Source organism: Lacticaseibacillus suilingensis, assembly GCF_016861845.1.
Taxonomy (GTDB): domain Bacteria; phylum Bacillota; class Bacilli; order Lactobacillales; family Lactobacillaceae; genus Lacticaseibacillus; species Lacticaseibacillus suilingensis.
In genome coordinates this window covers 23,086-44,740 of sequence record NZ_BOLV01000020.1, presented here as the reverse complement: position 1 = coordinate 44,740, position 21,655 = coordinate 23,086, and the positions used below count along the sequence as shown (strand labels likewise).

19 protein-coding genes and 1 tRNA gene are annotated in these 21,655 nt (G+C 51.3%); 17 read left to right on the top strand and 3 right to left on the bottom strand.

The window, feature by feature from the left end; genetic code table 11:
• Window positions 1-280 precede the first annotated feature (280 nt).
• The gene (locus JUF11_RS11105; RefSeq protein ID WP_204119667.1) at window positions 281-1,036 is read right to left on the bottom strand and encodes a MurR/RpiR family transcriptional regulator; all 756 of its coding nucleotides are present in this window, start codon (window positions 1,034-1,036) and stop codon (window positions 281-283) included.
• 159 nt (window positions 1,037-1,195) lie between these two features.
• On the opposite strand from JUF11_RS11105, the gene pfkB reads away from it, so the two are divergent.
• Both pfkB and JUF11_RS11095 read left to right on the top strand, forming a co-directional pair.
• Window positions 1,196-2,131 carry a 1-phosphofructokinase gene (gene pfkB / locus JUF11_RS11100; protein WP_204119666.1) on the top strand — a complete coding sequence of 312 codons (936 nt, stop codon included), beginning with the start codon at window positions 1,196-1,198 and terminating at the stop codon, window positions 2,129-2,131.
• Window positions 2,132-2,133: 2 nt separating this feature from the next.
• Window positions 2,134-4,101: a fructose-specific PTS transporter subunit EIIC gene (locus JUF11_RS11095; RefSeq protein WP_204119665.1), complete on the top strand. Its 1,968-nt coding sequence runs from the start codon at window positions 2,134-2,136 to the stop codon at window positions 4,099-4,101.
• Between the two features lie 42 nt (window positions 4,102-4,143).
• On the opposite strand, the gene JUF11_RS11090 is transcribed toward JUF11_RS11095, so the two are convergent.
• The gene (locus JUF11_RS11090) at window positions 4,144-4,506 is read right to left on the bottom strand and encodes a DUF4828 domain-containing protein (RefSeq protein WP_204119664.1); all 363 of its coding nucleotides are present in this window, start codon (window positions 4,504-4,506) and stop codon (window positions 4,144-4,146) included.
• Between the two features lie 189 nt (window positions 4,507-4,695).
• Between JUF11_RS11090 and JUF11_RS11085 the strand changes: the two genes are divergently transcribed.
• The 13 genes from JUF11_RS11085 (at window position 4,696) to JUF11_RS11025 (ending at window position 17,670) form a co-directional block, all read left to right on the top strand.
• Window positions 4,696-5,676, top strand: coding sequence for a Gfo/Idh/MocA family protein (locus tag JUF11_RS11085; RefSeq protein WP_204119663.1), 981 nt, complete (start codon window positions 4,696-4,698; stop codon window positions 5,674-5,676).
• Window positions 5,677-5,690: 14 nt separating this feature from the next.
• Window positions 5,691-6,974 (top strand): DEAD/DEAH box helicase, encoded by a 1,284-nt coding sequence (locus JUF11_RS11080; protein ID WP_204119662.1) that lies wholly within the window; start codon window positions 5,691-5,693, stop codon window positions 6,972-6,974.
• Between the two features lie 125 nt (window positions 6,975-7,099).
• Window positions 7,100-7,522, top strand: coding sequence for a DUF3284 domain-containing protein (locus JUF11_RS11075; RefSeq protein ID WP_125581571.1), 423 nt, complete (start codon window positions 7,100-7,102; stop codon window positions 7,520-7,522).
• Window positions 7,523-7,584: 62 nt separating this feature from the next.
• Window positions 7,585-7,658, top strand: a tRNA-Arg gene (locus tag JUF11_RS11070).
• A gap of 55 nt (window positions 7,659-7,713) precedes the next feature.
• Window positions 7,714-8,397: a site-2 protease family protein gene (locus tag JUF11_RS11065; RefSeq protein WP_204119661.1), complete on the top strand. Its 684-nt coding sequence runs from the start codon at window positions 7,714-7,716 to the stop codon at window positions 8,395-8,397.
• Between the two features lie 159 nt (window positions 8,398-8,556).
• Window positions 8,557-8,826: a GlsB/YeaQ/YmgE family stress response membrane protein gene (locus JUF11_RS11060; protein ID WP_204119660.1), complete on the top strand. Its 270-nt coding sequence runs from the start codon at window positions 8,557-8,559 to the stop codon at window positions 8,824-8,826.
• A 52-nt stretch (window positions 8,827-8,878) separates the two neighbouring features.
• Window positions 8,879-9,100: an Asp23/Gls24 family envelope stress response protein gene (locus JUF11_RS11055; RefSeq protein ID WP_204119659.1), complete on the top strand. Its 222-nt coding sequence runs from the start codon at window positions 8,879-8,881 to the stop codon at window positions 9,098-9,100.
• Window positions 9,101-9,292: 192 nt separating this feature from the next.
• A complete protein-coding gene (locus JUF11_RS11050) occupies window positions 9,293-11,626 on the top strand; it encodes an ABC transporter ATP-binding protein/permease (RefSeq protein WP_204119658.1) in 2,334 nt (777 codons plus the stop codon).
• A gap of 187 nt (window positions 11,627-11,813) precedes the next feature.
• The gene (locus JUF11_RS11045; protein WP_204119657.1) at window positions 11,814-12,251 is read left to right on the top strand and encodes a PTS sugar transporter subunit IIA; all 438 of its coding nucleotides are present in this window, start codon (window positions 11,814-11,816) and stop codon (window positions 12,249-12,251) included.
• 45 nt (window positions 12,252-12,296) lie between these two features.
• Window positions 12,297-13,232 (top strand): LacI family DNA-binding transcriptional regulator, encoded by a 936-nt coding sequence (locus JUF11_RS11040; protein WP_204119656.1) that lies wholly within the window; start codon window positions 12,297-12,299, stop codon window positions 13,230-13,232.
• Window positions 13,233-13,348: 116 nt separating this feature from the next.
• On the top strand, window positions 13,349-13,615 hold the full coding sequence (locus JUF11_RS11035; protein WP_204119655.1) for an ACT domain-containing protein: 267 nt from the start codon (window positions 13,349-13,351) through the stop codon (window positions 13,613-13,615).
• Window positions 13,616-13,624: 9 nt separating this feature from the next.
• Window positions 13,625-14,968: a PFL family protein gene (locus tag JUF11_RS11030; protein ID WP_204119654.1), complete on the top strand. Its 1,344-nt coding sequence runs from the start codon at window positions 13,625-13,627 to the stop codon at window positions 14,966-14,968.
• A 152-nt stretch (window positions 14,969-15,120) separates the two neighbouring features.
• Window positions 15,121-17,670 (top strand): BspA family leucine-rich repeat surface protein, encoded by a 2,550-nt coding sequence (locus JUF11_RS11025; RefSeq protein WP_204119653.1) that lies wholly within the window; start codon window positions 15,121-15,123, stop codon window positions 17,668-17,670.
• A 142-nt stretch (window positions 17,671-17,812) separates the two neighbouring features.
• On the opposite strand, the gene JUF11_RS11020 is transcribed toward JUF11_RS11025, so the two are convergent.
• Complete coding sequence (locus JUF11_RS11020) at window positions 17,813-18,829, bottom strand: IS30 family transposase (protein WP_204119669.1); 1,017 nt, start codon at window positions 18,827-18,829, stop codon at window positions 17,813-17,815.
• 246 nt (window positions 18,830-19,075) lie between these two features.
• Here JUF11_RS11020 and JUF11_RS13215 point away from each other — a divergent pair, with 246 nt between their 5' ends.
• Together JUF11_RS13215 and JUF11_RS11015 are read left to right on the top strand one after the other, a co-directional pair.
• Window positions 19,076-19,987: a BspA family leucine-rich repeat surface protein gene (locus tag JUF11_RS13215; protein ID WP_236000568.1), complete on the top strand. Its 912-nt coding sequence runs from the start codon at window positions 19,076-19,078 to the stop codon at window positions 19,985-19,987.
• Window positions 19,988-20,013: 26 nt separating this feature from the next.
• A complete protein-coding gene (locus JUF11_RS11015; protein WP_236000573.1) occupies window positions 20,014-21,648 on the top strand; it encodes a BspA family leucine-rich repeat surface protein in 1,635 nt (544 codons plus the stop codon).
• The last annotated feature ends 7 nt before the right edge of the window (window positions 21,649-21,655 follow it).

The following is a 21,655-nucleotide window of genomic DNA, read 5'->3' as shown; positions in this document are numbered from 1 at the left end:
TACCGATGCATGGCGTAACAGACTAGACCACTATCAAGAATTCGTTATCATCGTTGCACTTGACTTGAAAATTGAGGAATCTTGAATAATTGCCTAGTGATTCCCGAAATTAAAACAGATTACCAGAAGCATGACGTGCTAGCCCCGATAGGAAGTTAGCCTTCGTGCTTTTTTGTTGTTCAAGAATTGTATTGCCACATTCACTTCGGTGTCGGAATTTGCACATCTAAACTGGAATGAGGGTGTAGATACCCAGTTATCGTGCCGTAACACTGCTGGTCTATTTTTGCGTGGGCTTTTCCTTTGCTCGCACAACGAAGGCATCGAGCAAGATGCGGGCGATTACCTGAACTGGGAGGCGGGAGTGTACTTCGTAGTCAGGGAAATATGCTTCTTCGGATTTATGACCAACTAATAAGATATCAGTGTTCTGGGCCAGAGGGGCGTTGGCATCTGTAGTAATTGTGATGATTGGAACACCATTATGTTGGAGACTACGAGCGGCATCAACCAACTCCGGGGTTTCGCCGTTGAGCGAAATGAAAACGGCACAGGCATCCGGTTTGACTGTTTTGGCCAAGGTTTTGATGATATTTGGATCATGAAGTGTCTGTGTATATTTACCAATCAGTTGGAGCTTTAACGACATTTCATCGGCAATCATCTCAGACAATCCGCGTGCGAACAGGTAAACGATGCGAGCCCCAGCAATCTGTTGAATGCTATCTTCAATTGTTGCTATTTCGAGTTGATCAATGGTTTCCTCGACCTCGCGTAGATTGGCTGTGATGACTTGTCGGATGTTAGCATCGGCTTCTTTCAAGACCGTTGGTTCATGAGCGGGGCTTTGGCTGACGGAGTGTCGAAAATCTGTGTAACCGCTGTATCCCATTTTTTTCATAGTGCGGACGATTGTCGCGGTCGAAACTGTAGCGTAATTCGCAAAGTCAACAATGGACATTTGAATAATTCGCGCGCGATGTTTGTTAATTAGATTCACAACATATTGCTCACTGGCACTGAACCGACTCGTCATCTAAATCACCTCTTCGATAGAGTAACACTAGGCTCAATGTTAGATGGTTAAAAAATTTTTGTAAAGTTTTTCAGCTTTTTTGACAGTAATGTCTTCTTTTGGAAAACATTTTCATCTTTGAACGCGTTAACCTGTAATTGTAGACAGGAGGTAAGTGTGATGATTTATACATTAACTTTAAATCCAGCTATTGATTTATTTATTGACACCCCCCGTCTCGACGAGGGTGTGGTCAATCGCACTAACCGTTATGACGTTCAGGCAAATGGTAAGGGAGTGAATGTTTCATTCATTTTAGAACGACTAGGGGTAGCCAATACTGCGCTTGGCCTCGGTGGAGGTTTCACTTTGGCGTATATTCAATCCCAGTTAACGGCATCGGGCATTGAGAACCAGTTTATCGACACAGGAGGAATCACACGCATTAACGTTTTCACCCATGTGGACGATGGTGAGCGTGAATATAAGCTTGTAAATCCTGGTCCCGTTGTGCCGGCTTCCGGTTTGAAGCAACTCGAGAAACTACTTGAGCAGCTGACGAATCAGGATGCTCTAATTGTTTCCGGTAGTTTTGCACAAGGCATCGAGCCAGCGTTAATCAGCCAGTTGGGCGTAAGATCACAGCAACAAGGGTTCAAACTGATTATTGATACGTCATATTCAGCTGTGATGGATTGTTTGAAATATCGCCCATTTCTGATTAAGCCGAATAATGCCGAATTGGCAAGTTGGTATGGGCGTCCAGCTAATATTGATTCAATGGAAATTGTCAAATTAGGACGGGATATGCAACACCGCGGCGCTCAAAATATTTTAATCTCTTGCGGTAATGCAGGCGCAATTTTTATCGGCGATCAAGTGCTTAAGGGCAATGCCCCACAGATTGATGTTCTCAATACAGCCGGTGCAGGTGACACCATGCTTGGAACCTTTGTCGCAGGCTTGGTGAAGGGTAAACCTTCAGCAGAGAATCTCAAGTATGCGATTGCTGCTGGTAGTGATACTGCCCGTAATTCATGGGTGACAGACTTTAATCATTTGGACGATTTGTTAGCTCAGATAACAGTTTCTACGTTTACTGAAGGGGGTAAGTAGCAATGGCAATCTATGATCTAATTGCAGCTACAGGGTGTGCAACGGGAATTGCGCATACCTACATGGCCGAAGAGGCCTTGGAACAGGAAGCAAAGCGCCGGGGCCTGAGCATTAAGGTTGAAACCCATGGACAAACCGGGGTGGATGACCCATTAACGCAGGAAGAAATTGATAATGCTAAAGCAGTAATTGTTGCTTCAGATATCGATGTGGACGCTGATCGTTTCGCTGGTCTGCCAGTAGTCATGGTGCCGGTCGCGGCTGGGATTAAAGATCCAGGCAAACTATTTGACCAGGCTTTGGCGAAAGATGCGCCCATCTATAAGGCAAATGCAACAAAAAAAGCAGCCACTTCTGGCTCTGCTGAAGGAGAGAGCCTTTGGCATCTGATCTATACTAGCTTGATGAATGGGGTTTCTCATATGCTTCCGGTAGTTGTCGCCGGTGGCGTATTAACAGCTGTGTCATTCTTTTGGGGAATCTATTCAGCAGATCCTAAGAGTATTCAGTACAATGCATTTGCCGCCATGTTAAATACCATCGGTGGTTACACGATGAACTTGATGGTTCCAGTACTCACTGCATACATTGGCGAAGCGATTGCAAAGCGTAGTGGGCTAATCGTTGGTTTTGCAGTAGGGATGATTGCCCTCAATGGCGGAACAGGGTTTCTTGGTGGTATTGTTGGCGGTTATATTGCAGGTGCTGTTATTATTCTCTTGCAATACTTGCTCCGGCCGTTACCTGATAAAGAATTTAGGGGTTTAAAGGCAATTTTCCTTTATCCAGTTCTTGGGGTCTTTATCGCGGGAAGTATCATGTGGGTGTTGACAGCCCCAATGGCCAGCATCAACACTGGCATGATGAGCTTTTTGAAGAGCATGCAAAATTCGGATCCCATCTTGCTTGGACTTATTGTTGGTGTGATGTGTGCGTCTGACTTCGGGGGGCCAATCAATAAGGCTGCTTATCTTACTGGTACAGCGCTGTTGGCGCAAGGCAATGCCTTCTTTATGGCAGGCGTTTCGGCTGCTTGCATCGCCCCTCCTCTTGCCACAGGTATCGCGGTTCTGCTAAATCCCAAGGCCTACTCTAAGGATGATCGAAGCGCTGGTTATGTTAATTTTCTTCTTGGATCAACTCATATTACCGAAGGCGCCATTCCTTTCGCGGCAAAAAATCCGTTACTCAATATTCCTTCTTTCATGATCGGTTCAGCAATTGCAGCAATTCTCACTTACATGAGTAAAATTCAAGTTCCTGCTCCTCATGGTGGATTTATCATTATTATGTTGGTTAATCACCCAATTCTTTGGATTGTCTATATTCTGATCGGATCGGCCGTTTCGGGCGTACTGTTGGCTTTGATAGCGGGCCATTCAGCAAAGAAACATGGCGTCACTGCCAGCAGTGTTTCCTTCGCCGGTTTGACCGGTGAAGAAGCAGCGACTGCTATCGCTCCTGATATAGCTCACCAGACAACTAAAGATTACGCCTCGTCGTCAAATAGTACAGAGAATGACGGTACTTTTGATGAGATTCTCACCGAAAAGAATATTGTCTTGAATCTAAAAGCCAAGGACCGTAATGACGCCTTATATCAACTGGCAGAGTTGAGCGTGAAGAATGGAATCGCTAGCGATGCAGAGGCCGTTTACCAGAAATATCTCAAGCGTGAAGATGAAGGTTCAACCGGAATGGAACAAGGCATTGCCATTCCACATGCTCAGGATGCGACAATTCACCGATCCGCGATGTTAGTGGTACGCCTAACGACACCAGTAGATTGGAAAACTTTCGACAGTCAGCCAGTCGACACCATGATTAGTTTTCTCATTCCTGAGCATGATAACGGCGACCACCTCCATTATCTCAGCGATACTGCGAAGCTTCTGACACATCAAAGCTTTATCAAGCAACTCAAAGCGGCACATACGCCACTGCAAATCATAACCTTATTCAAAGCCTAATAAAAAAAGGATGACTCGCGTGATGCGCGGATCATCCTTTTTTTAATTGTCAGTCGTGGGTTTGATAATTTGGTAGGTGGCGTCTTCCGCTTCATCATAAATCGTCGCGGGGCCGGCGCTGTCGGCGGTGATGATGAGCTGATAGCCGTAATGATCGAGGAAGGTCAGCTTATCCGTGGTAATCCCAGTGACCGTGCCAGGGAGGGTGCTACCATCAATTTTGATCTTGAGGGCAGGGGAAATCATCAGCTGGTGGGTTTTATTCGTCAGCTCGTCCAAAAAGGCGTATTTGCCCGTGTATTGCAGCGCCAACGCTTCGACGGCGGTTGGTGTGGTGGGCTCGGTTTTGCGATGCGTAACCTTTTTTTCGATTGAGTTGACCATTTTTTTGAACAACGACGCCATGCCCATCATCCCTCCCTGATGTGTTGTGCGAGCAACCCCTTGCTCTGATGCTCTTATCATAGCACGCCGAGTATTACATCCGGTTATATTTCTGTTTACAATAATATGAGCGAAATATTTCAATAAAAGCCAGGCGGCACCGACGCTGGTGAGATGGTAGAATGAAGCTATGTGAAAGGAAGGTGCGTCATGAAATTAGGCATCATTGGGACCAACTGGATCACCCAACAATTCGTCGAAGCCGCCGAAAGTACCGGGGACTATCAGCTGACTGCGATCTACTCGCGGCACGAGGCCACGGCTGCGGCTTTTGCGGCCAAGACCCATGAGGCAACGCTCTACACTGAGCTGCCAGCATTTTTTGCCAGCGACCTCGACGTGGTGTATATCGCCAGCCCCAACGGCCTGCACGCCGAGCAAGCAGCGGCGGCACTGAATGCGGGCAAGCATGTGATTGTTGAAAAGCCAATGGTGACGCACCCCAGTCAACTGGCCTTGATTGAATCTGCGCAAGCCGCGCATCCGGAATGCCTGATTTTTGAGGCGGCCCGGCATCTCTACGATCCTAACTTCGCCAAGATTACTGCACTCGTGCAACAGCGGCGGGCAGCGTTGACCGGAGCGACGCTGGTGTACGCGAAGTATTCTTCCCGTTATGATGCCTATCTGGCCGGCGAAAACCCTAATATTTTCTCCCCGCGCTTTGGCGGCGGGGCGCTGATGGATTTGGGTGTGTATTCAGTCTATGCGGCGGTGGCTTGGTTCGGCGTGCCGGAGCAGGTTGTCTACCTGCCTAGCATGCTGGCCAGCGGCGTCGACGGCGGCGGCGTGGCGCATTTGCACTACGCCGATGTCGACGTCAATCTGGTGCTTGGGAAAAACTACAACACCAGCGCTAGCAGTGAAATCTATTTTGGCAAAACCACGCTGCAGCTCGGGGCCACCGGTAGCCTCGATGAGTTGAAGCTGGTGGGGGCAGAAACGGCTGACTTGCATGTGACGCAACCGGCAAACCCGATGGTGGACGAGGCGCGGTATTTTGCTCACGCCTTGATGACCCATGATCAGAACGCTTTTGAGCAGCAATGGCAGCTTGCAAAGCAGGTTCATCAAGTGCTCGGCGACTTGCGCGCGACCACCACGATTAAATTTGGCAACGACCCACAATAGGGTAAGGAGAGAACATGGCAATTGCATCCATTTTTCAACCGCTGTGGCAAGCGGCTGGCTTTACTGAAGAAACGCCGATTCAAACGGCGGTTTATCAACCGCTCAAGCAAGATCAGTCCATCGTCGGCCTGGCTCCCACTGGTTCTGGCAAAACGCTCGCGTTTGGCCTGCCGCTGCTAGAGAAACTGGTGCCAGATGATGGCCTTCAGCTTCTGATTTTGGCGCCATCCCAAGAGTTGGCCATTCAAACCCGTGATGTGCTGCGGCCGTATGCGAAAGCGACCGGGTTGAATTTGCAAGGCGTCACCGGCTCGGCTAACGTCAAGCGCCAGCTCGACTTGCTGAAACAGCATCCAGAGGTGATTGTGGCGACAGCCGGCCGCCTGCTGGAGCTAGTGGATTCGCGCCGGGTGAGTTTGGCGCGGCTGCAGACGCTGGTGATTGATGAGGCCGACGAAATGCTGCGCGAGCCGGGCTTGTCGCAGGTGCGCGAACTGGCGCAAGCGGCGCCTGCGGATGTGCAGCTAGGCTTCTTCTCGGCCACCGATAGCCCCATGTTCCAAGAGCTGGCAAAGTGGTTTGGACAGGATGTTGAGCGCATTGATGTACGGGCGATTGACCATACCCAAGGGTCGGTCACGCATTATTTTGTCCAAACTGATAACGCGCACCGCGAAGTTTGGCTGCGGCACTTGGCCCATCTCGACAAATTTCAGGCGTTGGTCTTTTTCAACCAAAACGCCGTGATGATGAAGGTGGCACGTACGCTAAGTCATCAAAGCGTTAAATTTGCAGTGCTGAACCGCACCGACCGCGCCACCACCCGGGCGAACGCCTTGAATGCTTTTCGCAAAGGCAAAGTGACGCTCCTACTGGTGACGGATTTGGCCGGCCGGGGCCTCGATATTCCGCACCTGCCGGCGGTAATCAATTACCAGACGCCAACGCGGCCGGAAGCCTACATTCATCGGTCAGGCCGCACCGGCCGGATGGGGGCGGCGGGGATGGTCATCACCCTTGGCGACGATCATGACCTGCGCGATTTGCGCCGGCTTGTGCCCCAGTATCAAATCGTCCGCGGTTACTTGAATGACGGCAAAATGAGCACCGAAGCGCCTGTCGAACAGGCGAAACCGGCCCGCCAAGCTAAGCCGGTGGCGCCAGCGCAACCAAACACGCCGGCCGCACAGCGCCATGCCCATGTGACTGGCGAAACGGCAGCGCCAGCACCCAAGAAAGCCCACAAAAAGAACCGGTTGCGCGACCGGAAGAATAAAGGGAAGCGCAAGGCGAAATAGGTGGCGCGTTGTATTTTTATTTGCTCGGTCCCAGCTGTCTGATCCTGTTTGCGGTTTCGCTTTCAATATGGCTATAATAGTGTATACAAGTCGGCGGGGGACCGCTAGTTTCGGAGGCATTTTCCATGAAGGTTACAGATACAGTTGACGCCCCAGTGGCATTTTTCTATCAGCGAATCATTGATTCCGTGCTTTATGATATCAACCATGAAAATGGGCAGACGCTGACCCCAGCGATGTTGCAAGGCTATGAATATCGCAAGTCGATGGGTCCGCGCGGTAGCATTCGCATCAAAATCACCAAGATTGTGCAGAACCAAACCTACGCTTTCGATTCCTTTGCGGGTCCAGATACCTATCACACGCGGTATGAACTGCGCCCGACTGAAGATGGTCGGACTGAAGTGAGCTACCAAGAAGACGTGGATTACGCCGAAACGATGAAGAAGCGTAATTCCCAGCTGATGATGATTTTGATTGGCTGGAGTAAGAAACGCCGCATGAAGAAAATGTGGGCGCAAATTGCGGCTTCGCAGGACCAAATTTAACTTTTCTCCCCGGCAATTCCATTTGCCGATGGCGAATGAATTGGTTAAACTGGTACTTGTCTGCAACAATAGCTCATCTGGATAGAGCAACAGTTTCCTAAACTGTAGGTGGCCGGTTCGAGTCCGGCTTGTTGCATTGCTTGGCCTCTGATTTCACATCAGAGGCCCTTTGTGTTCTAGGAGGTGCAGCCATGATCATTGTCCAAACAGCGGGAGCCACGCTCCTGCTTCTAGTGGCAGGCGCCTTGGGGCTTTCGTGGCTCAATACCGCCACCATCCAGCATCTGGTCAATGTCCGCGGGAAAAATAGTAGCCAACTTTGGCTCACCAAGCCGGGCCTCTGGCTTCATGAGTTGAGCCACGCCTTGCTGGGCCGGCTGTTTGGCATGCAGATTGCGGACTTTTCGGTGCATGATGGGCCGCAAGCAAGTTCGGCGGGGCACGTGACGCTGCGGTTTCGCCAAAAGTCGCTGTGGCAGCGCTTCGGCTTGTTTTTCGCTGGTGGGGCCCCGCTGTGGGTCAGCGGCACCCTCGAGCTTATCACCGCTCGATATGTGTTCTGGCCGCAGGTGCCGCTCGCTTTGATTAACCAGGCCACCTTTAATCCAGATTGGCGTTGGGCGCTGGCATGGCTGGTCGGCGTCTTCTTGATCAATCTCGGCGCCAGTCTGTCTGCCGCCGATATCAAAATGATGCTCCGCGGTCTGCCGGTGGCGGCGGTGTTACTCGTCATCGTGGCTTTGCTGCTGTGGGCAGTGGCACCGACCGCTTTAACCCAGTGGGTGGCTTTAAACTGGCTGCTGGCGCGACTGATTGTGATGCTCGGCGCCATTGCTGGCGGCACTTGGCTACTGTGCCGGGTGCTCTATCGTTAATCGCTACTAATTCGAGGCTCACCCATCGCAGTGGGCTTTTTGTTACTTATTTAATTATTGAAATCATAAGCAGATTAATACTATTTGCTCACTTGATACGTTACACTCAGGCTAGGCAGGACTGTCCTGTCGGCACTTTAAGCTGAAAGGAGTGAGACCATGCTTCATTTCATTTGGGTACTGATTATTGGTGCTGTCATCGGTGCCATTGGCTCGATGATTGTTGGTCGGAATCTACCCGGGGGCTGGATTGGCAACCTGATTGGCGGCCTGCTCGGCGCATGGGTGGGCGGCAATATTTTCGGGAGCTGGGGGCCAAACGTGGCCGGAATGGCCATCCTGCCGGCGATTATTGGCGCCGCGTTAGTGGTGTTCGTGATCTCGCTACTCATGCGCATTTTCGCGGGCCGCGGCGACGCAGCCAAATAAGCCCTACGCTTATCAACTGAATCAGCGTTAGGCCGCAGTGAGGAGGGTGCAGATGCGACTAGCATTGAAAATCGGCTTTGCTTTGGTGATTTTGCTCGGGCTGGTGGAAAGCGTGATGCTGATGGCCCTGGTCTGGCCAGTGCCTGGTTTGCGTTCACTGGTCTGGTCGTACTGGCGCCCGCTGCATTGGCTTATGCTGGCTGTGGCCGGCATTGTGGGCCTAGCGCTACTGAGCGGGTGGCTGGCACTTTGGTACCGCCGCTCCCGCCGTTAGCCTGATGACTCCTCGGCACCGTGAAAGATGAGGTCAAAGCCTCATCTTTTTTGGTGAAAAAAATAACACGAATCAGTCTTGAGGCGGAGGCCGCCAAAGCGACAACCTGTCATAATCGAAACTTGTACTTGGTTGATTGAAGCGCAAACGCGTATGATGAAAGCAACCAATAAAGATGAAGGAAGTGCTCAAGTGCTAGAACTTAAACATATCAAGAAATATTATCACGTCGGCGGTACCCTCACGAAGGCGCAAGATGACGTTTCGGTTGCCTTTCGGAAGCAGGAATTCGTCGCCATCCTTGGGCCTTCCGGGTCCGGGAAAACCACGATGCTCAACATCATCGGTGGCCTGGACCGGTATGACTCCGGCGATCTGGTGATCAAAGGCAAGTCCACCAAAGACTTTAAAGATGCTGATTGGGATGCCTACCGCAACAATTCGGTCGGGTTTATTTTCCAGTCGTATAATCTGATTTCCCATCTGTCCATTATGGAAAACGTGGAGATGGGGATGACCCTATCTGGCGTGCCTGCTGCTGAGAAGCAAAAACGCGCCGAAAACGCCTTGATTCGCGTTGGCCTCAAGGATCATATGCACAAGCAGCCGAGCCAGCTCTCTGGTGGTCAGATGCAGCGGGTGGCGATTGCCCGGGCGATTGCCAATGACCCAGAAATCCTGCTGGCCGATGAGCCCACCGGCGCGCTGGATTCGCAAACCTCCGAAGAAATCATGCAACTGATCAAGGAGCTCTCCAAAGAGCGCCTGGTCATTATGGTGACGCATAACCCTGACCTGGCGCACAAATACGCCGACCGGGTGATTGAATTTGCCGATGGTCAAATCAAGCACGACTCCAATCCCCATGTGGAAAGCGAAAAGCAAGACGGCTTCAAACTCAACCACACGAAGATGAGCTACTGGACGGCGCTGAAGCTTTCCGCAACCAACATTCGCACCAAAAAAGGTCGCACTTTCCTCACCGTGTTCGCCTCGAGTATCGGGATCATCGGCATCGCGGTCGTGCTGGCGTTGTCCAACGGCTTCCAAAAGCAAATCGACAAGACACAAAGTGAGGCCATGGCCTCGATGCCGGTCACGATTTCGCAGGTCGGCACTGACACCAACGCGATGATGACCGGGACAGAAACCAAGACTTTCTCGAAATCCTCCACCGTCACTGCTGAAAAGAGTGCGGCGGATAAAGCGCAACACACGAACAAGTTGCCCCAGAGTTATCTGGATTACATTAACAAAATGCCGACCAAAGATGCCCGCAGTATCGCGGTGACCTATGGCACCGGCATGAACCTGGTGCGCAAAGTGAATGGCAAGTACCAAACCGTTAGCTTCTCGACCAGCAATCCGGACAGTTCCAGCGTAGATGCCAGCGCGATGATGGCAGCGTCCACTGGCGTTGGCGGCAGTGTCTATCCTGTGAAGCGTACCAGCAGCGGTAAGACGTTCTTGCAGACGTACTACAAGCTGCTCAGTGGTAGCTACCCAACGAAGGCGACAGACATTGTGCTGGTGGTCGACAAGAAAAACACCGTTAATATCAACGCCTTGAAGAACCTGGGCTTTTCCGTCAAGGAAGGGCAGAAATTCAACTTCAACGACCTGATTGGCACCTCGGTTCAGCTGGTGGCGAATGATGATTACTACACCAAACTGCCAACCGGAACTTATTTGCCCACGCAAGATCTGAGCAAGGCCGCGGCGTCCAGCAACACCAAGACCTTGCATATCACCGGGATCGTGCGGGTGAAGTCCAAGAACTCTGATGGCTTGCTGGCGTCAGGGATTGCTTACAGCTCTGCTTTAACCAAGCAAGTCCTGGATGAAAATAAGTCCTCAGCGATTGTGGCTGCCCAAAAACAAAGCACCACCAACATCATGACTGGTCAGCAAATGGATCAAGCGACTCGCACTGCCATCATGACCACGCTGGGCGGCGTGTCCACGCCAACTTCGGTGCAGATTTATCCCACCACCTTTAAGCAAAAAGACAAGGTGCTGGCTTATCTGGACAAGTGGAACAAAGGCAAATCCAAAGCGGACAAGGTCATCTACACGGACCTAGCAGGGACGGTTTCTGATATGACTGGCGGTTTGATGGACGCCATCACCTACGTCCTGGTCGCCTTTGCCGGCATTTCCTTGGTCACTTCAATGATCATGATTGCCATCATCACCTACACCTCAGTCTTGGAACGGACCAAGGAAATTGGTGTGCTGAAAGCCTTGGGGGCCCGGAAGAAAGACATCACCCGGGTGTTCGATGCCGAAACCTTCATCTTGGGCTTTGGCGCTGGCTTGTTTGGGATTTTCGTCGCTTGGCTGTTGACGTTCCCAATCAATGCCGTCTTGGCCAATGTCACTGGCTTGAGTGGCGTCGCCGTGCTTAATCCGGTGCACGCCATCATCCTGGTGCTGATTTCCACGATTTTGACGCTGCTGGGCGGGCATGTCCCAGCCCGAATGGCCGCGAAGAAAGACGCTGCCATCGCGTTGCGCGCCGAATAAGTCGCAGCATATCGCCCCACTGCACCCAGCTTAGCTGAATGCGGTGGGGCTTTTTGTGCGGTTTGGCAAAAAAGTTGTCCCATGTTCTTGACCTGAAACGCGTCCCACACTTTACACTGATGGTGTTGATGGGTAGCGAATCAAACTGCTCCTCACTGCAGGGTCAAAATCGAAAGGGGAACCTATCATGTTGAAGACATTTTTACAGCAGCCAGTTTCGGCCATTAACTTAGCCGCCACATCAGAGTTAACCGCGCTGACGCGAAGTGCGCAAGTCCTTGCGTACCGGTTTGATTTGGACTTCACTGCCGTTCACGCTAGTTTGCTAGCGAGCGAAGTGCAAGGGGCGCACTTTGTCCAAGATGACATGGCCTTAATCTATGCTAGCGGCCAAGCATTGGCCACGCCGGCACTGATGATTTTGAATTTGAGGCAGCCAGTGCTTTGGGGTAGCTCAGCTGGTGGTAGGCCCGTTTCGCACTTGTTGACGCTTCTGATCCCAGACACCTTTGGTTCGGTGGCGACCGCGGCCTTGCTTACCCAGGTGATAGAGCGGGCTCAAAAGGCACCGGTACCCACCAGCAAAGCGGCGTTAAGCGAATATCGTCAAGCTATTCTCGGCTAGCTTGGGCCAACCACTTCGGGTAAACTAAAGGGCGGAGGAATCAACATGACCAATATTCGTGATATTGCCCGGGAGAGTGGCTACTCGGTGTCCACCGTGTCGCGGGTGCTCAATCACAAGAAATATGTTTCGCCGGCTGTCCGCGACCATATTGAGCAGGTGATGCAGCAGTTGAATTATGTGCCGAACGCGGTGGCGCGTGACCTCAGCAGTGGCCACACCAAAACAATTGGCGTCGCCTTGGCCATGGTGGCGCATCCTTATTACACCACGCTGGTCAAAGGCATCACGGAAGCAGCCTTTGAGGAGGGGTACCAAGTCACGCTGCTGCCGACAGATTATGATGCCAAGCTTGAACGCCGCTATCTTGAGCAGCTCCGCCAGCACGCGTTTGATGGCCTGATTTTCACCTCGCATAGCATGCCCATTAGCGAAATTGCGGCGGCGCAGGCGTTTGGCCCAGTGGTGGTTTGCCAAGATCCAGGCTCAGTCACCATTCCTGCTGCTTTTACGGATCGGCAGGCCAGTTATCATGAAGCTTTCGCCTGGATTAAACAAGCTGGTTATCAGCGAATTGGGCTGATGCTGCCACGCGATCCGAAGGTCAGCGCCACCGCCAGTGCCATGGTGCAGGCGTATACCAACGTCATCGGCGCCGCGCCTGCCGCCGATTTAACCTGGATTGGCTCGATGGCCTATGCCGATGGGCGTAAAGCCGGGGCCTTTTTCGCAGCGAACGGCGCCGATTTCGTCTTTGCCAACGGCGATGACATTGCCATGGGGGTCCATGATTACTACCAGCAAAACCACCTGCCGCTGCCAGGCTTGATGGGGCAGGAGAACCAAGTGTCCAGTGCGCTCCTGGGCATCTCAACCATTGACCACCATTTTCACGCGGTGGGGCGGGCGGCGCTGGCGCTGGCCACCGGCGCAAAAACGGGTCAAATCAAAATTGCTTCTGACTTTATTGCCAGACCATAGTTTGATCGAAAAAGTCGCTGCGGCGGCTTTTTTCAGTGCTCAGGGCTGTTTTTCGCCGCCCGCGCAGCGAGGCATTATGCTAAACTGATAGCAATATCAGGAAAAGAGGTCTCACTATGCAAGTGATCATCACCGTCATCGGTACCGATAAAGTGGGCATTATCGCCGCGGTCACCACGAAACTCGCTGCTTTGAATGTGAACATCCTCGATGTGTCGCAAACCATTATGCAAGGGGCGTTTACCATGATGCTGCTGGCGCAGCTGCCAGAGGACGCTGCCTTCACCAACACCAAAGCCGAACTGCAGGACCTAGGTAGCAGCATCGGCGTTGACGTCAAAATCGCGCGGCAAGAAATTTTCGACGCGATGCACAAACTGTAGGAGGCCGCGATGGAAACACAGCAGATCAAAGAAACCATTCAGATGATCAGCGAGGAAAACCTCGACATCCGCACCATCACCATGGGCCTGTCGCTACTGGATTGCATCACCGGCGACAGTAAAACCACCGCGCAAAAAATTTATGATAAAATCACGACGCAAGCGGCGCAGTTGGTGCCAGTCGCGGACGCGATCGAAAATGAATTCGGCATTCCCATTGTGAACAAGCGTCTGAGTGTGACCCCAGTGGCGCTGCTGGCCGGGAGCGACCCGCACCCGAATTTTCCGCAATTCGCCAAGGCGATGGATGAGGCTGCCAAGGCTGTGAACGTTGACCTGATTGGCGGCTATTCCGCCACGGTGCAAGCCGGTTGCACGCCAGCAGACAAAACCCTGATGGCCAGCATTCCCGAAGCCTTGGCCACCACCGACCGCGTCTGCAGCTCGGTGAATGTCGGCTCTACCCGCAACGGTTTGAACATGGATGCCGTGAAGATTATGGGCGAGGTGGTCAAGCAGGTCGCGGCCATCGACCCAGTCAACGCGATGAAGTTGGTGATTTTTGCCAACGCGGTGGAGGACAATCCCTTCATGGCTGGCGCTTTCTGGGGCGTTTCTGAAGGCGACGTGGCCATCAACACCGGCGTCTCCGGCCCCGGGGTGGTCCAGCGCGCGATTGCCGATCGGCCTGATGCTTCTTTTGAAGAAATCTGTGAAATCATTAAGCAGACGGCCTTCAAGGTGTCGCGCATGGGCCAATTCGTCGGCAAAGTCGCCGCTGAACGCCTACACGTGCCCTTCAATATCGTCGACCTGTCGCTCGCCCCGACGCCGGCCCGCGGCGATTCCGTGGCCGAAATCCTCGAAACCTTGGGACTGTCGCATGTCGGCACCCCTGGCACGACTGCGGCGCTGGCGCTGCTCAATGACGCGGTGAAGAAAGGTGGCATCATGGCCGCCGAACGGGTCGGCGGCTTGTCTGGGGCTTTCATCCCAGTCTCGGAAGATGCCAACATGATCAAGGCCGCAGAAAAGGGACAGATTTCACTGGAGAAACTGGAGGCCATGACCGCTGTCTGCTCCGTTGGGTTGGACATGGTCGCCATTCCAGGCGACACCCCAGCTACAACGATTGCCGGCATGATTGCCGACGAAGCCGCCATTGGCATGATCAACAACAAAACCACCGCCGTGCGGGTTATTCCTGTGCCAGGCAAAACGGTCGGTGATTCAATCAACTTTGGCGGGTTGTTTGGCCGCGCCCCGATCATGGCGGTTAACGATGGGGATGCTAGCGTCTTCGTCTCCCGAGGGGGGCAAATTCCAGCGCCGATTCATAGTTTCAAAAATTAATATTCTAATTCACGACCTGACCGATTTGCCATCGGCCAGGTTTTTTCGTGTCCACTAACCCTTCCCAGTGGACAACCGCTGGGGGAAATCATTTACAATTATATTTGTAAGAGATTATGCCATTGATAAGTGTAAGCGAAAGGGAGTGCAAGATGAGTAAGCAAGAACGCCGACGCGTGCGCGTGGCGGCCTCGTTAGGTCTGACAGTATTGATGAGCTCTGCCATTCTGGGGGGAATGGCACCGCTCGCGGCGAATGCAGCCGAGGTGGGGAGTGAGCCGACAACCACTGAGGTTTCACCAATGATCACGGCACCGGAAAATCCGAGTGATGGGGTGGTCAGTTTGCCAGAGGGAGAAGGCTTGGACACCGGAACGGTGGATGAAACGCCACTCCCTGACGAGGAAAGTGAGGAGGTCGAGGCTGAAACGCCAACAGGGGTTCCAGAAACTGCTCCTGAAATTGAAGAAACGCTACCAGAACAGTCCCGGCCTGAACCAAGTGTAGAAGTGCCAGCAGCAGATGCTGTCCAGGCAGACGAGATTACCTCAGACGAGGATGGAGTGCTTCGAGACACTTGGGGTGATGTGGAATGGACGTTTGAAGATGGCGTGCTGTCACTGAATGGCGGAGTCGGTGTTAATACCGATTCAGGCTCACCCTGGTATACGATTGCCAATGAAGTCACGAAAGTTGTTGTGACTGACACGATTACCGCACCAGAGGATATATCCTACCTGTTTGAGGACTTCTCAGCCGTAACCGCGTTTGAGGGTCTCGACAGAATTGATACGAGCGCTGTTAAAAATATGCGCGGTGCCTTTGAAAATACGACTGCGCTGACTAGTCTTAACTTAACTGGCTGGGAAGTTGCTTCGGTGACTGATATGGGCGGGCTTTTTGCGGGGTCTGGGTTGATTTCAGTGAATCTGTCTACTTGGCAGCCTAGTCACCTAACAACAACGCGTGGTATATTTTCATCGATGGAACGTTTAGAATACTTGAATATTTCTTCATTTAGCTTTAGCAGTAGTGCGAATGTCTTCGATAATTATGCACCAAACCTAAGGACTTTGGTTTTGGGCAGTAACACGCTCCTACACAATCTGCCGAACCCAAGAGGGACAGTGTGGGCTGGGGAAACCTCGGAGAATACATTTTCCAATCAATACACGGGCGGACATCCTGATACGTATCATTTGGAATTCGACACGGTTGAAGATTTGTGGGGAACGGTAGAATGGAAATTTGAAAACGGTGTTCTGTTTCTGTCGGAAGGAACTGGCGCGGATACAAACCGTGTTTCCCCATGGCGGGAACTGGCTTCGTATGTTGAAACAGTCGTCTTAGATGGCGATATTATTGCCCCTGCGGACAATCATAGCCTTTTCGCAGGATTCGACCATGTCACTGAATATCAGGGTTTAGATCGGTTAAATCTTGAGCACACAACGACGACGAAGAACATGTTTAAGAATAATCGAATGATTTCTTTCCTCGACGTCGCGGATTGGGATACCAGTAATGTGGGAGAAATGTGGTCAATGTTTGAAGGATGCAGTAGCCTGACCCAACTTAATATCGAAGACTGGAATGTTGATAGCATTTATGATCTGGATTCATTCCTAATGGGTACAAAACTTGAATCCATAGATCTATCAAAGTGGCATATTAGTGACGCATATTTGTATGATGCATTTGCCTCGATGTCTGAGCTAAAGAGTCTCGATATCTCTAACTTCGATCTTATGTATAATGGGAACCGTGAGCGCGGTATGATTAGCAACACACCTCAGTTGAGTGAACTAACACTCGGTCACAAGACATTGCTGTGGGGTAATGTTGACTTTCCGACGGGGCAACATTGGCAGGGAGATAACACCGGCCACCAATTCAGCTACCTTTATGGAGGCGGATATGCAGATACCTATCGGCTTGTGGAGGGTGCGCTTAGTAGTGCGGTGATTTACTTACATGATGATCGCAATGAAAAACAGATTGGCTGGCAAGTATTGTCCGGCGAGCCAGGTTCTACGGTCGCCTTATCCACAATGCACATTCCGAATGGTTACGTATTAGAGAACCCTGAGGAAACTATTGAATTGTCAGAAAACGCGACTATAACTGATGAGGATGTATTGCAGGTCGACATGACGCTTAAACGGGTCCATAAGACAACCACGCGCACGATTAAATTTGAGGGGCTTCCTGATGGACATGAAAAGGAAAAAATTCAGGAAATCAAATGGGACTGGGATTGGGCCGATGCAGACCTGATTCCGCAAAATGGCCGTCTCTTTTTCTTCGATGATTTAGTGCATTCACCACTCAGCGGGTATGAAGAATTCACTGTACCCGAGGTTCAGGGTTATGTAGCTAATGTCTCTGTCGTGGAAGCGAAGGAGTTTGAAGATGAGCTGGCCGAACTGCCAGACGATGAAGAAGTTGTCATCACCTACACGAAACTCGATACCGGTGATGGCGGCGATCAACAGCCTGACCCGAATCAACCTGATAAGGAAACGGGCACAGGTTCTGGCAGTAATGCGACTGACTCGGGCGGCGGTCAGATGACGAATCTCAGCACCGGCGAAGACAAAGCTTTGCCGCATACTGGCAGTCAGGTAGCGAGCGGCCTAACGTTGCTGGGCCTTGGCCTGCTGGGCCTACTGGGTTTAACCAAGCGGCGCAAACGTAACTAGCTGAAAAGTTTCATACGGATTACTCAATGGCGTGCTGTTCACAGTGTGAACAACACGCCTTTTCCATCCTTTTGAAAATTTCTCCTCAATTTTCAAGTCAAGTGCAACGATAATAACGAATCCTTGATAGTGGTCTAGGTTGTTAAGCCATGCGTCGGTAGTAATCGCATGGTCGAAGATAGTTCAGAATACGTCTGGGACGATGGTTCAGTGCTGATTGGACTGCTTGGATCTCAACCAGCGTAACGTCCCTGAGAGACTTTCCCTTCGGGAAGTACTCCCTGAGTAGTCCGTTGGTGTTCTCGTTAGTGCCGCGCTCCCAAGGCGAGTATGGATGAGCAAAATAGATCTGGGTTCCAACGATCTCCGACAGCTTGGCGAACTCGGAACCATTGTCAGACGTGATACTCTCAAACTCCTTGGCACCGTAATCGTTGATCGTGTCCTGCAAGGCTTTAAGGCAGGTGTCCGCATGATAGTCAGGTATCTTAACGATGATTTCAGTTCGGCTGTACCGTTCTGTGAGCGTCATCAGCGCTGGCTCATCAGCCGAACGAATACCTTTGACCAAGTCGCCTTCCCAATGTCCCACGCCTGTACGGTCATTCACGGCCGCAGGACGCAGCTCGATTGAGTCGCCGTATATCTTCTTGTTCTTACGTTTGTGGGCGTTCTTATAACCTTTGACGCGGCGTCGGAGCTTCTTGGGGAGTGTCATGTTGTCTAGTTCAAGCAGCCCGGAATCGATGTAGCGGTACACGGTAGTCGTTGAAGGGCAAGACTTACCCTGGTCGCGATAGAAGTGTACGAAACTATCAACGCTGTGCACGCGAGGCTTGCGGGTAAGCTCCTTGGTGAGAGCTTTGAAGAACGCACGGCCGGTTTTGAGAAAGGCGTGGTGTCCGGTTCTGTCGCGTTTGCGGTCGTGTATGGCTTGGGCAGTTTCCGCAAGATAGACTTGATGCGAGTGACGCTTCGAGTCGAGCTGAGTTACAGATCCACGCGTGATTTCCCGTGAGATTGTCGCTTTACTGCGATGAAGCTTCTGTGCAATCACGGTCGCGGTGTCACCAGTAGCCCGAAGGGCCTGAATTGTAGCACGGTCGCTAAGACTGAGTTGTTGGTAGTGCTTGTGAGTGTTAATCTGAGAGTGGGTCATGAAGATTCCTGCTTTCTTGTCTGGTTGCACTAACAAGAATAGGTCTTCATGGCCTTTTTGGTCTAGTCGCTAAGGTGTTGCACTTGAATTGTAAACTGGGGTTTTGAAAATTTCTAAATAAAAAAACCTAGTTTTAAAATATAACGTCGCTAACGCTTCCCAGTGGACAAGGACCTAGGGCAATCATTTACAATTATATTTGTAAGAGATTATGTCATTGATAAGTGTAAGCGAAAGGAGTGCAAGATGAGTAAGCAAGAACGCCGACGCGTGCGCGTGGCGGCCTCGTTAGGTCTGACGGTATTGATGAGCTCTGCCATTCTGGGGGGAGTGGCACCACTCACGGCGAATGCAGCGGAGGTGGGGAGTGAACCTACCACGACTGAAATTTCACCAATGATCACGGCACCGGATAATCCGAGTGATGCGGTATCGAGTCTACCAGCAGCGGATGACATCGGTGCTGAGGTGGTCGAGGAAACCCCTGACCCGGCAGAGGAAGAAAAGGAAGAAGCGTTTGACCCTGATTCCGAAGAGAATGCTGACCGTGAGCTACCATCACAGTCCGAGAATATCGAAGCAGACGGTGGTCAAGCAATTGAACAAGCCCCTTCAACGGTCGAATCGACAGAGGACATCCTGCTGGCCGAAGCTGATGTTATAGATGGGGACTGGGGCGACGTGCACTGGACTTTTGAGGATGGCTTGCTTTCGCTCTCCGGGGGCACTGGCGTTGGCACTCATGGAATTTCGCCTTGGCGATCTATCGCAACTCAAGTCACTAAAGTGGAGATTACTGGTCAGATTATCGCCCCGGCGAATATTCAGAGTCTGTTCGCGAACTTCAGCGCCGTTACCTCTTTTGAAGGACTATCCAATATGGATACCAGCAACGTCACGGTGATGTGGAATACTTTCAGAGATACGAGTAGCCTCGAGAGCATTGATCTGAGTAGCTGGGACGTGTCAAAAGTAAACGACATCGATGGAATGTTTGCGGGTTCGGGGCTTATTTCCCTCGATCTTTCCACTTGGCAGATTACGAAACCAATGCATGCATCGAATACGTTTGGCTCAATGCGAAATTTAGAATTTCTGAATATTTCGTCATTTGTCTTCTCATACGCTCGCTATTTGGGCAAGGTACTTCACGCCTAACGACAGTTGTACTTGGTGATAAAACGATGATTCAGGGAATAACCGGTGGTAACGTGTACGTTTGGAAAGGTGAAGACACAGGCAACGAATTCTCTGGTTCCTATCATGGCGGTAATGCCGACGTCTATCATCGAGAATTACGAACAACTCAAGGCACTTGGGGCTCGGTACCGTGGCGGTTCGAAAATGCGGTCCTTTACTTGTCTGAAGGAGAGGGTGTATCAACTGAAGATGGTGTGCCCTGGTTCGGCTTCGGCGCAGAACTCCAATCGGTCGTGTTAGAAGGGGATATCCTTGCCCCAGAAAGCATAAGCGGCATCTTTGCTGGCTTTACTGATGTTACAAGTTATGAGGGACTGGAAAAGCTGAACCTGAGTCAAACCACCGATATGAGCGACATGTTCATGGACAATGTTAGTCTTAGTGCTCTTGATTTATCTGCCTGGACCACCAGTAGTGTCACGAATATCAATTCCATGTTTTACAATTGTGCCAACTTATCTCAAATTGGGCTCGAAAACTGGAACGTTGGGAATCTGGATGATATCGGTTATTTTCTTGAAGGAACGAAACTTGAATCGTTAAATTTATCAGAATGGCAATTTAGCGGTTCGAACGCTTATAGAGCTTTTGCATCCATGTCTGAACTTCAATCCATAGATATTTCAAACTTTGATACGACCGAGACGGATACTTCCTCCATGCTCGTAGAATTGCCAAATTTGGTGGAAATCACACTGGGAGAAAAGAGTAAATTGTTGGAGTCACTGGATAATGTGCCTGGCAAAATCTGGCAAGGCGATCTGACTGGACACCAATTTGGTCTGGTCTACAACGGTGGTTATCCTGACACTTACCGATTAACTGAAGGCACTTTGGCTTACCACTTGATAGAATTCTATGATGGTCAGAACGGCGATAACATCGGCAACGGCGCTTTATATGGTCAGCCAGGTGAAATTGTGCCCCTCTCCCAGTTGACGCTTCCGGCGGGTTATGAATTGCCGGATGGAGACGCGACCATTCAGTTATCGGAATCTGGGGGAACGTGGACGAATGGAGAATTGCATCTGAATCGTTTGGTAACGACCACGACACGTACCATCCAGATCCAAGGTTTGCCTGAAGGCCATCTCAAAGATGAAGTCCAGGAGATTAAATGGCACTGGGATTGGCCTCAAGATGATGTGGATCCACTGAAGCGCAATCTTCGCTTCTATGAAGGAGTGGTGCACATGCCTCAGGGCGGATACGATGAATTCACCGTGCCGGAAGTTGAAGGCTACGAAGCTGACATCTCAGTGGTAGAGGCCAAGTCTTTCGACGCCGAACTCAGTGACCTACCCGAGGATGAAACCGTCACGGTCACATACACGAAACTGGATACAGGCGATGGCGGCAATCAGAACCCTGATCCAAGTCCAATCCAACCAGACCCTGACAATGGCGGTGGTTCTAGTGGCAGTACTGGTACTGGCAGCACCGGCACTGGCTCGATCGGCGGCGGTCAAATGACGAACCTCAGCAGTGGTGGTTCAACTAACACCGACCAAAATCAGGCCTTGCCGCAAACTGGAAGCCAAGTTGCCAGCGGTCTGACCTTGCTCGGCCTCGGTTTACTAGGTCTACTCGGCTTCACGAGGTCGCGCAAACGTAGCTAATCAGAAA

What these genes read in the sequence shown, in the direction of transcription:
- JUF11_RS11105 (WP_204119667.1), bottom strand. Translation starts at nt 1,036, where the DNA reads ATGACGAGTCGGTTCAGTGCCAGTGAGCAATATGTTGTGAATCTAATT.
- pfkB (WP_204119666.1), top strand. Translation starts at nt 1,196, where the DNA reads ATGATTTATACATTAACTTTAAATCCAGCTATTGATTTATTTATTGAC.
- JUF11_RS11095 (WP_204119665.1), top strand. Translation starts at nt 2,134, where the DNA reads ATGGCAATCTATGATCTAATTGCAGCTACAGGGTGTGCAACGGGAATT.
- JUF11_RS11090 (WP_204119664.1), bottom strand. Translation starts at nt 4,506, where the DNA reads ATGGCGTCGTTGTTCAAAAAAATGGTCAACTCAATCGAAAAAAAGGTT.
- JUF11_RS11085 (WP_204119663.1), top strand. Translation starts at nt 4,696, where the DNA reads ATGAAATTAGGCATCATTGGGACCAACTGGATCACCCAACAATTCGTC.
- JUF11_RS11080 (WP_204119662.1), top strand. Translation starts at nt 5,691, where the DNA reads ATGGCAATTGCATCCATTTTTCAACCGCTGTGGCAAGCGGCTGGCTTT.
- JUF11_RS11075 (WP_125581571.1), top strand. Translation starts at nt 7,100, where the DNA reads ATGAAGGTTACAGATACAGTTGACGCCCCAGTGGCATTTTTCTATCAG.
- JUF11_RS11065 (WP_204119661.1), top strand. Translation starts at nt 7,714, where the DNA reads ATGATCATTGTCCAAACAGCGGGAGCCACGCTCCTGCTTCTAGTGGCA.
- JUF11_RS11060 (WP_204119660.1), top strand. Translation starts at nt 8,557, where the DNA reads ATGCTTCATTTCATTTGGGTACTGATTATTGGTGCTGTCATCGGTGCC.
- JUF11_RS11055 (WP_204119659.1), top strand. Translation starts at nt 8,879, where the DNA reads ATGCGACTAGCATTGAAAATCGGCTTTGCTTTGGTGATTTTGCTCGGG.
- JUF11_RS11045 (WP_204119657.1), top strand. Translation starts at nt 11,814, where the DNA reads ATGTTGAAGACATTTTTACAGCAGCCAGTTTCGGCCATTAACTTAGCC.
- JUF11_RS11040 (WP_204119656.1), top strand. Translation starts at nt 12,297, where the DNA reads ATGACCAATATTCGTGATATTGCCCGGGAGAGTGGCTACTCGGTGTCC.
- JUF11_RS11035 (WP_204119655.1), top strand. Translation starts at nt 13,349, where the DNA reads ATGCAAGTGATCATCACCGTCATCGGTACCGATAAAGTGGGCATTATC.
- JUF11_RS11030 (WP_204119654.1), top strand. Translation starts at nt 13,625, where the DNA reads ATGGAAACACAGCAGATCAAAGAAACCATTCAGATGATCAGCGAGGAA.
- JUF11_RS11025 (WP_204119653.1), top strand. Translation starts at nt 15,121, where the DNA reads ATGAGTAAGCAAGAACGCCGACGCGTGCGCGTGGCGGCCTCGTTAGGT.
- JUF11_RS11020 (WP_204119669.1), bottom strand. Translation starts at nt 18,829, where the DNA reads ATGACCCACTCTCAGATTAACACTCACAAGCACTACCAACAACTCAGT.
- JUF11_RS13215 (WP_236000568.1), top strand. Translation starts at nt 19,076, where the DNA reads ATGAGTAAGCAAGAACGCCGACGCGTGCGCGTGGCGGCCTCGTTAGGT.
- JUF11_RS11015 (WP_236000573.1), top strand. Translation starts at nt 20,014, where the DNA reads ATGATTCAGGGAATAACCGGTGGTAACGTGTACGTTTGGAAAGGTGAA.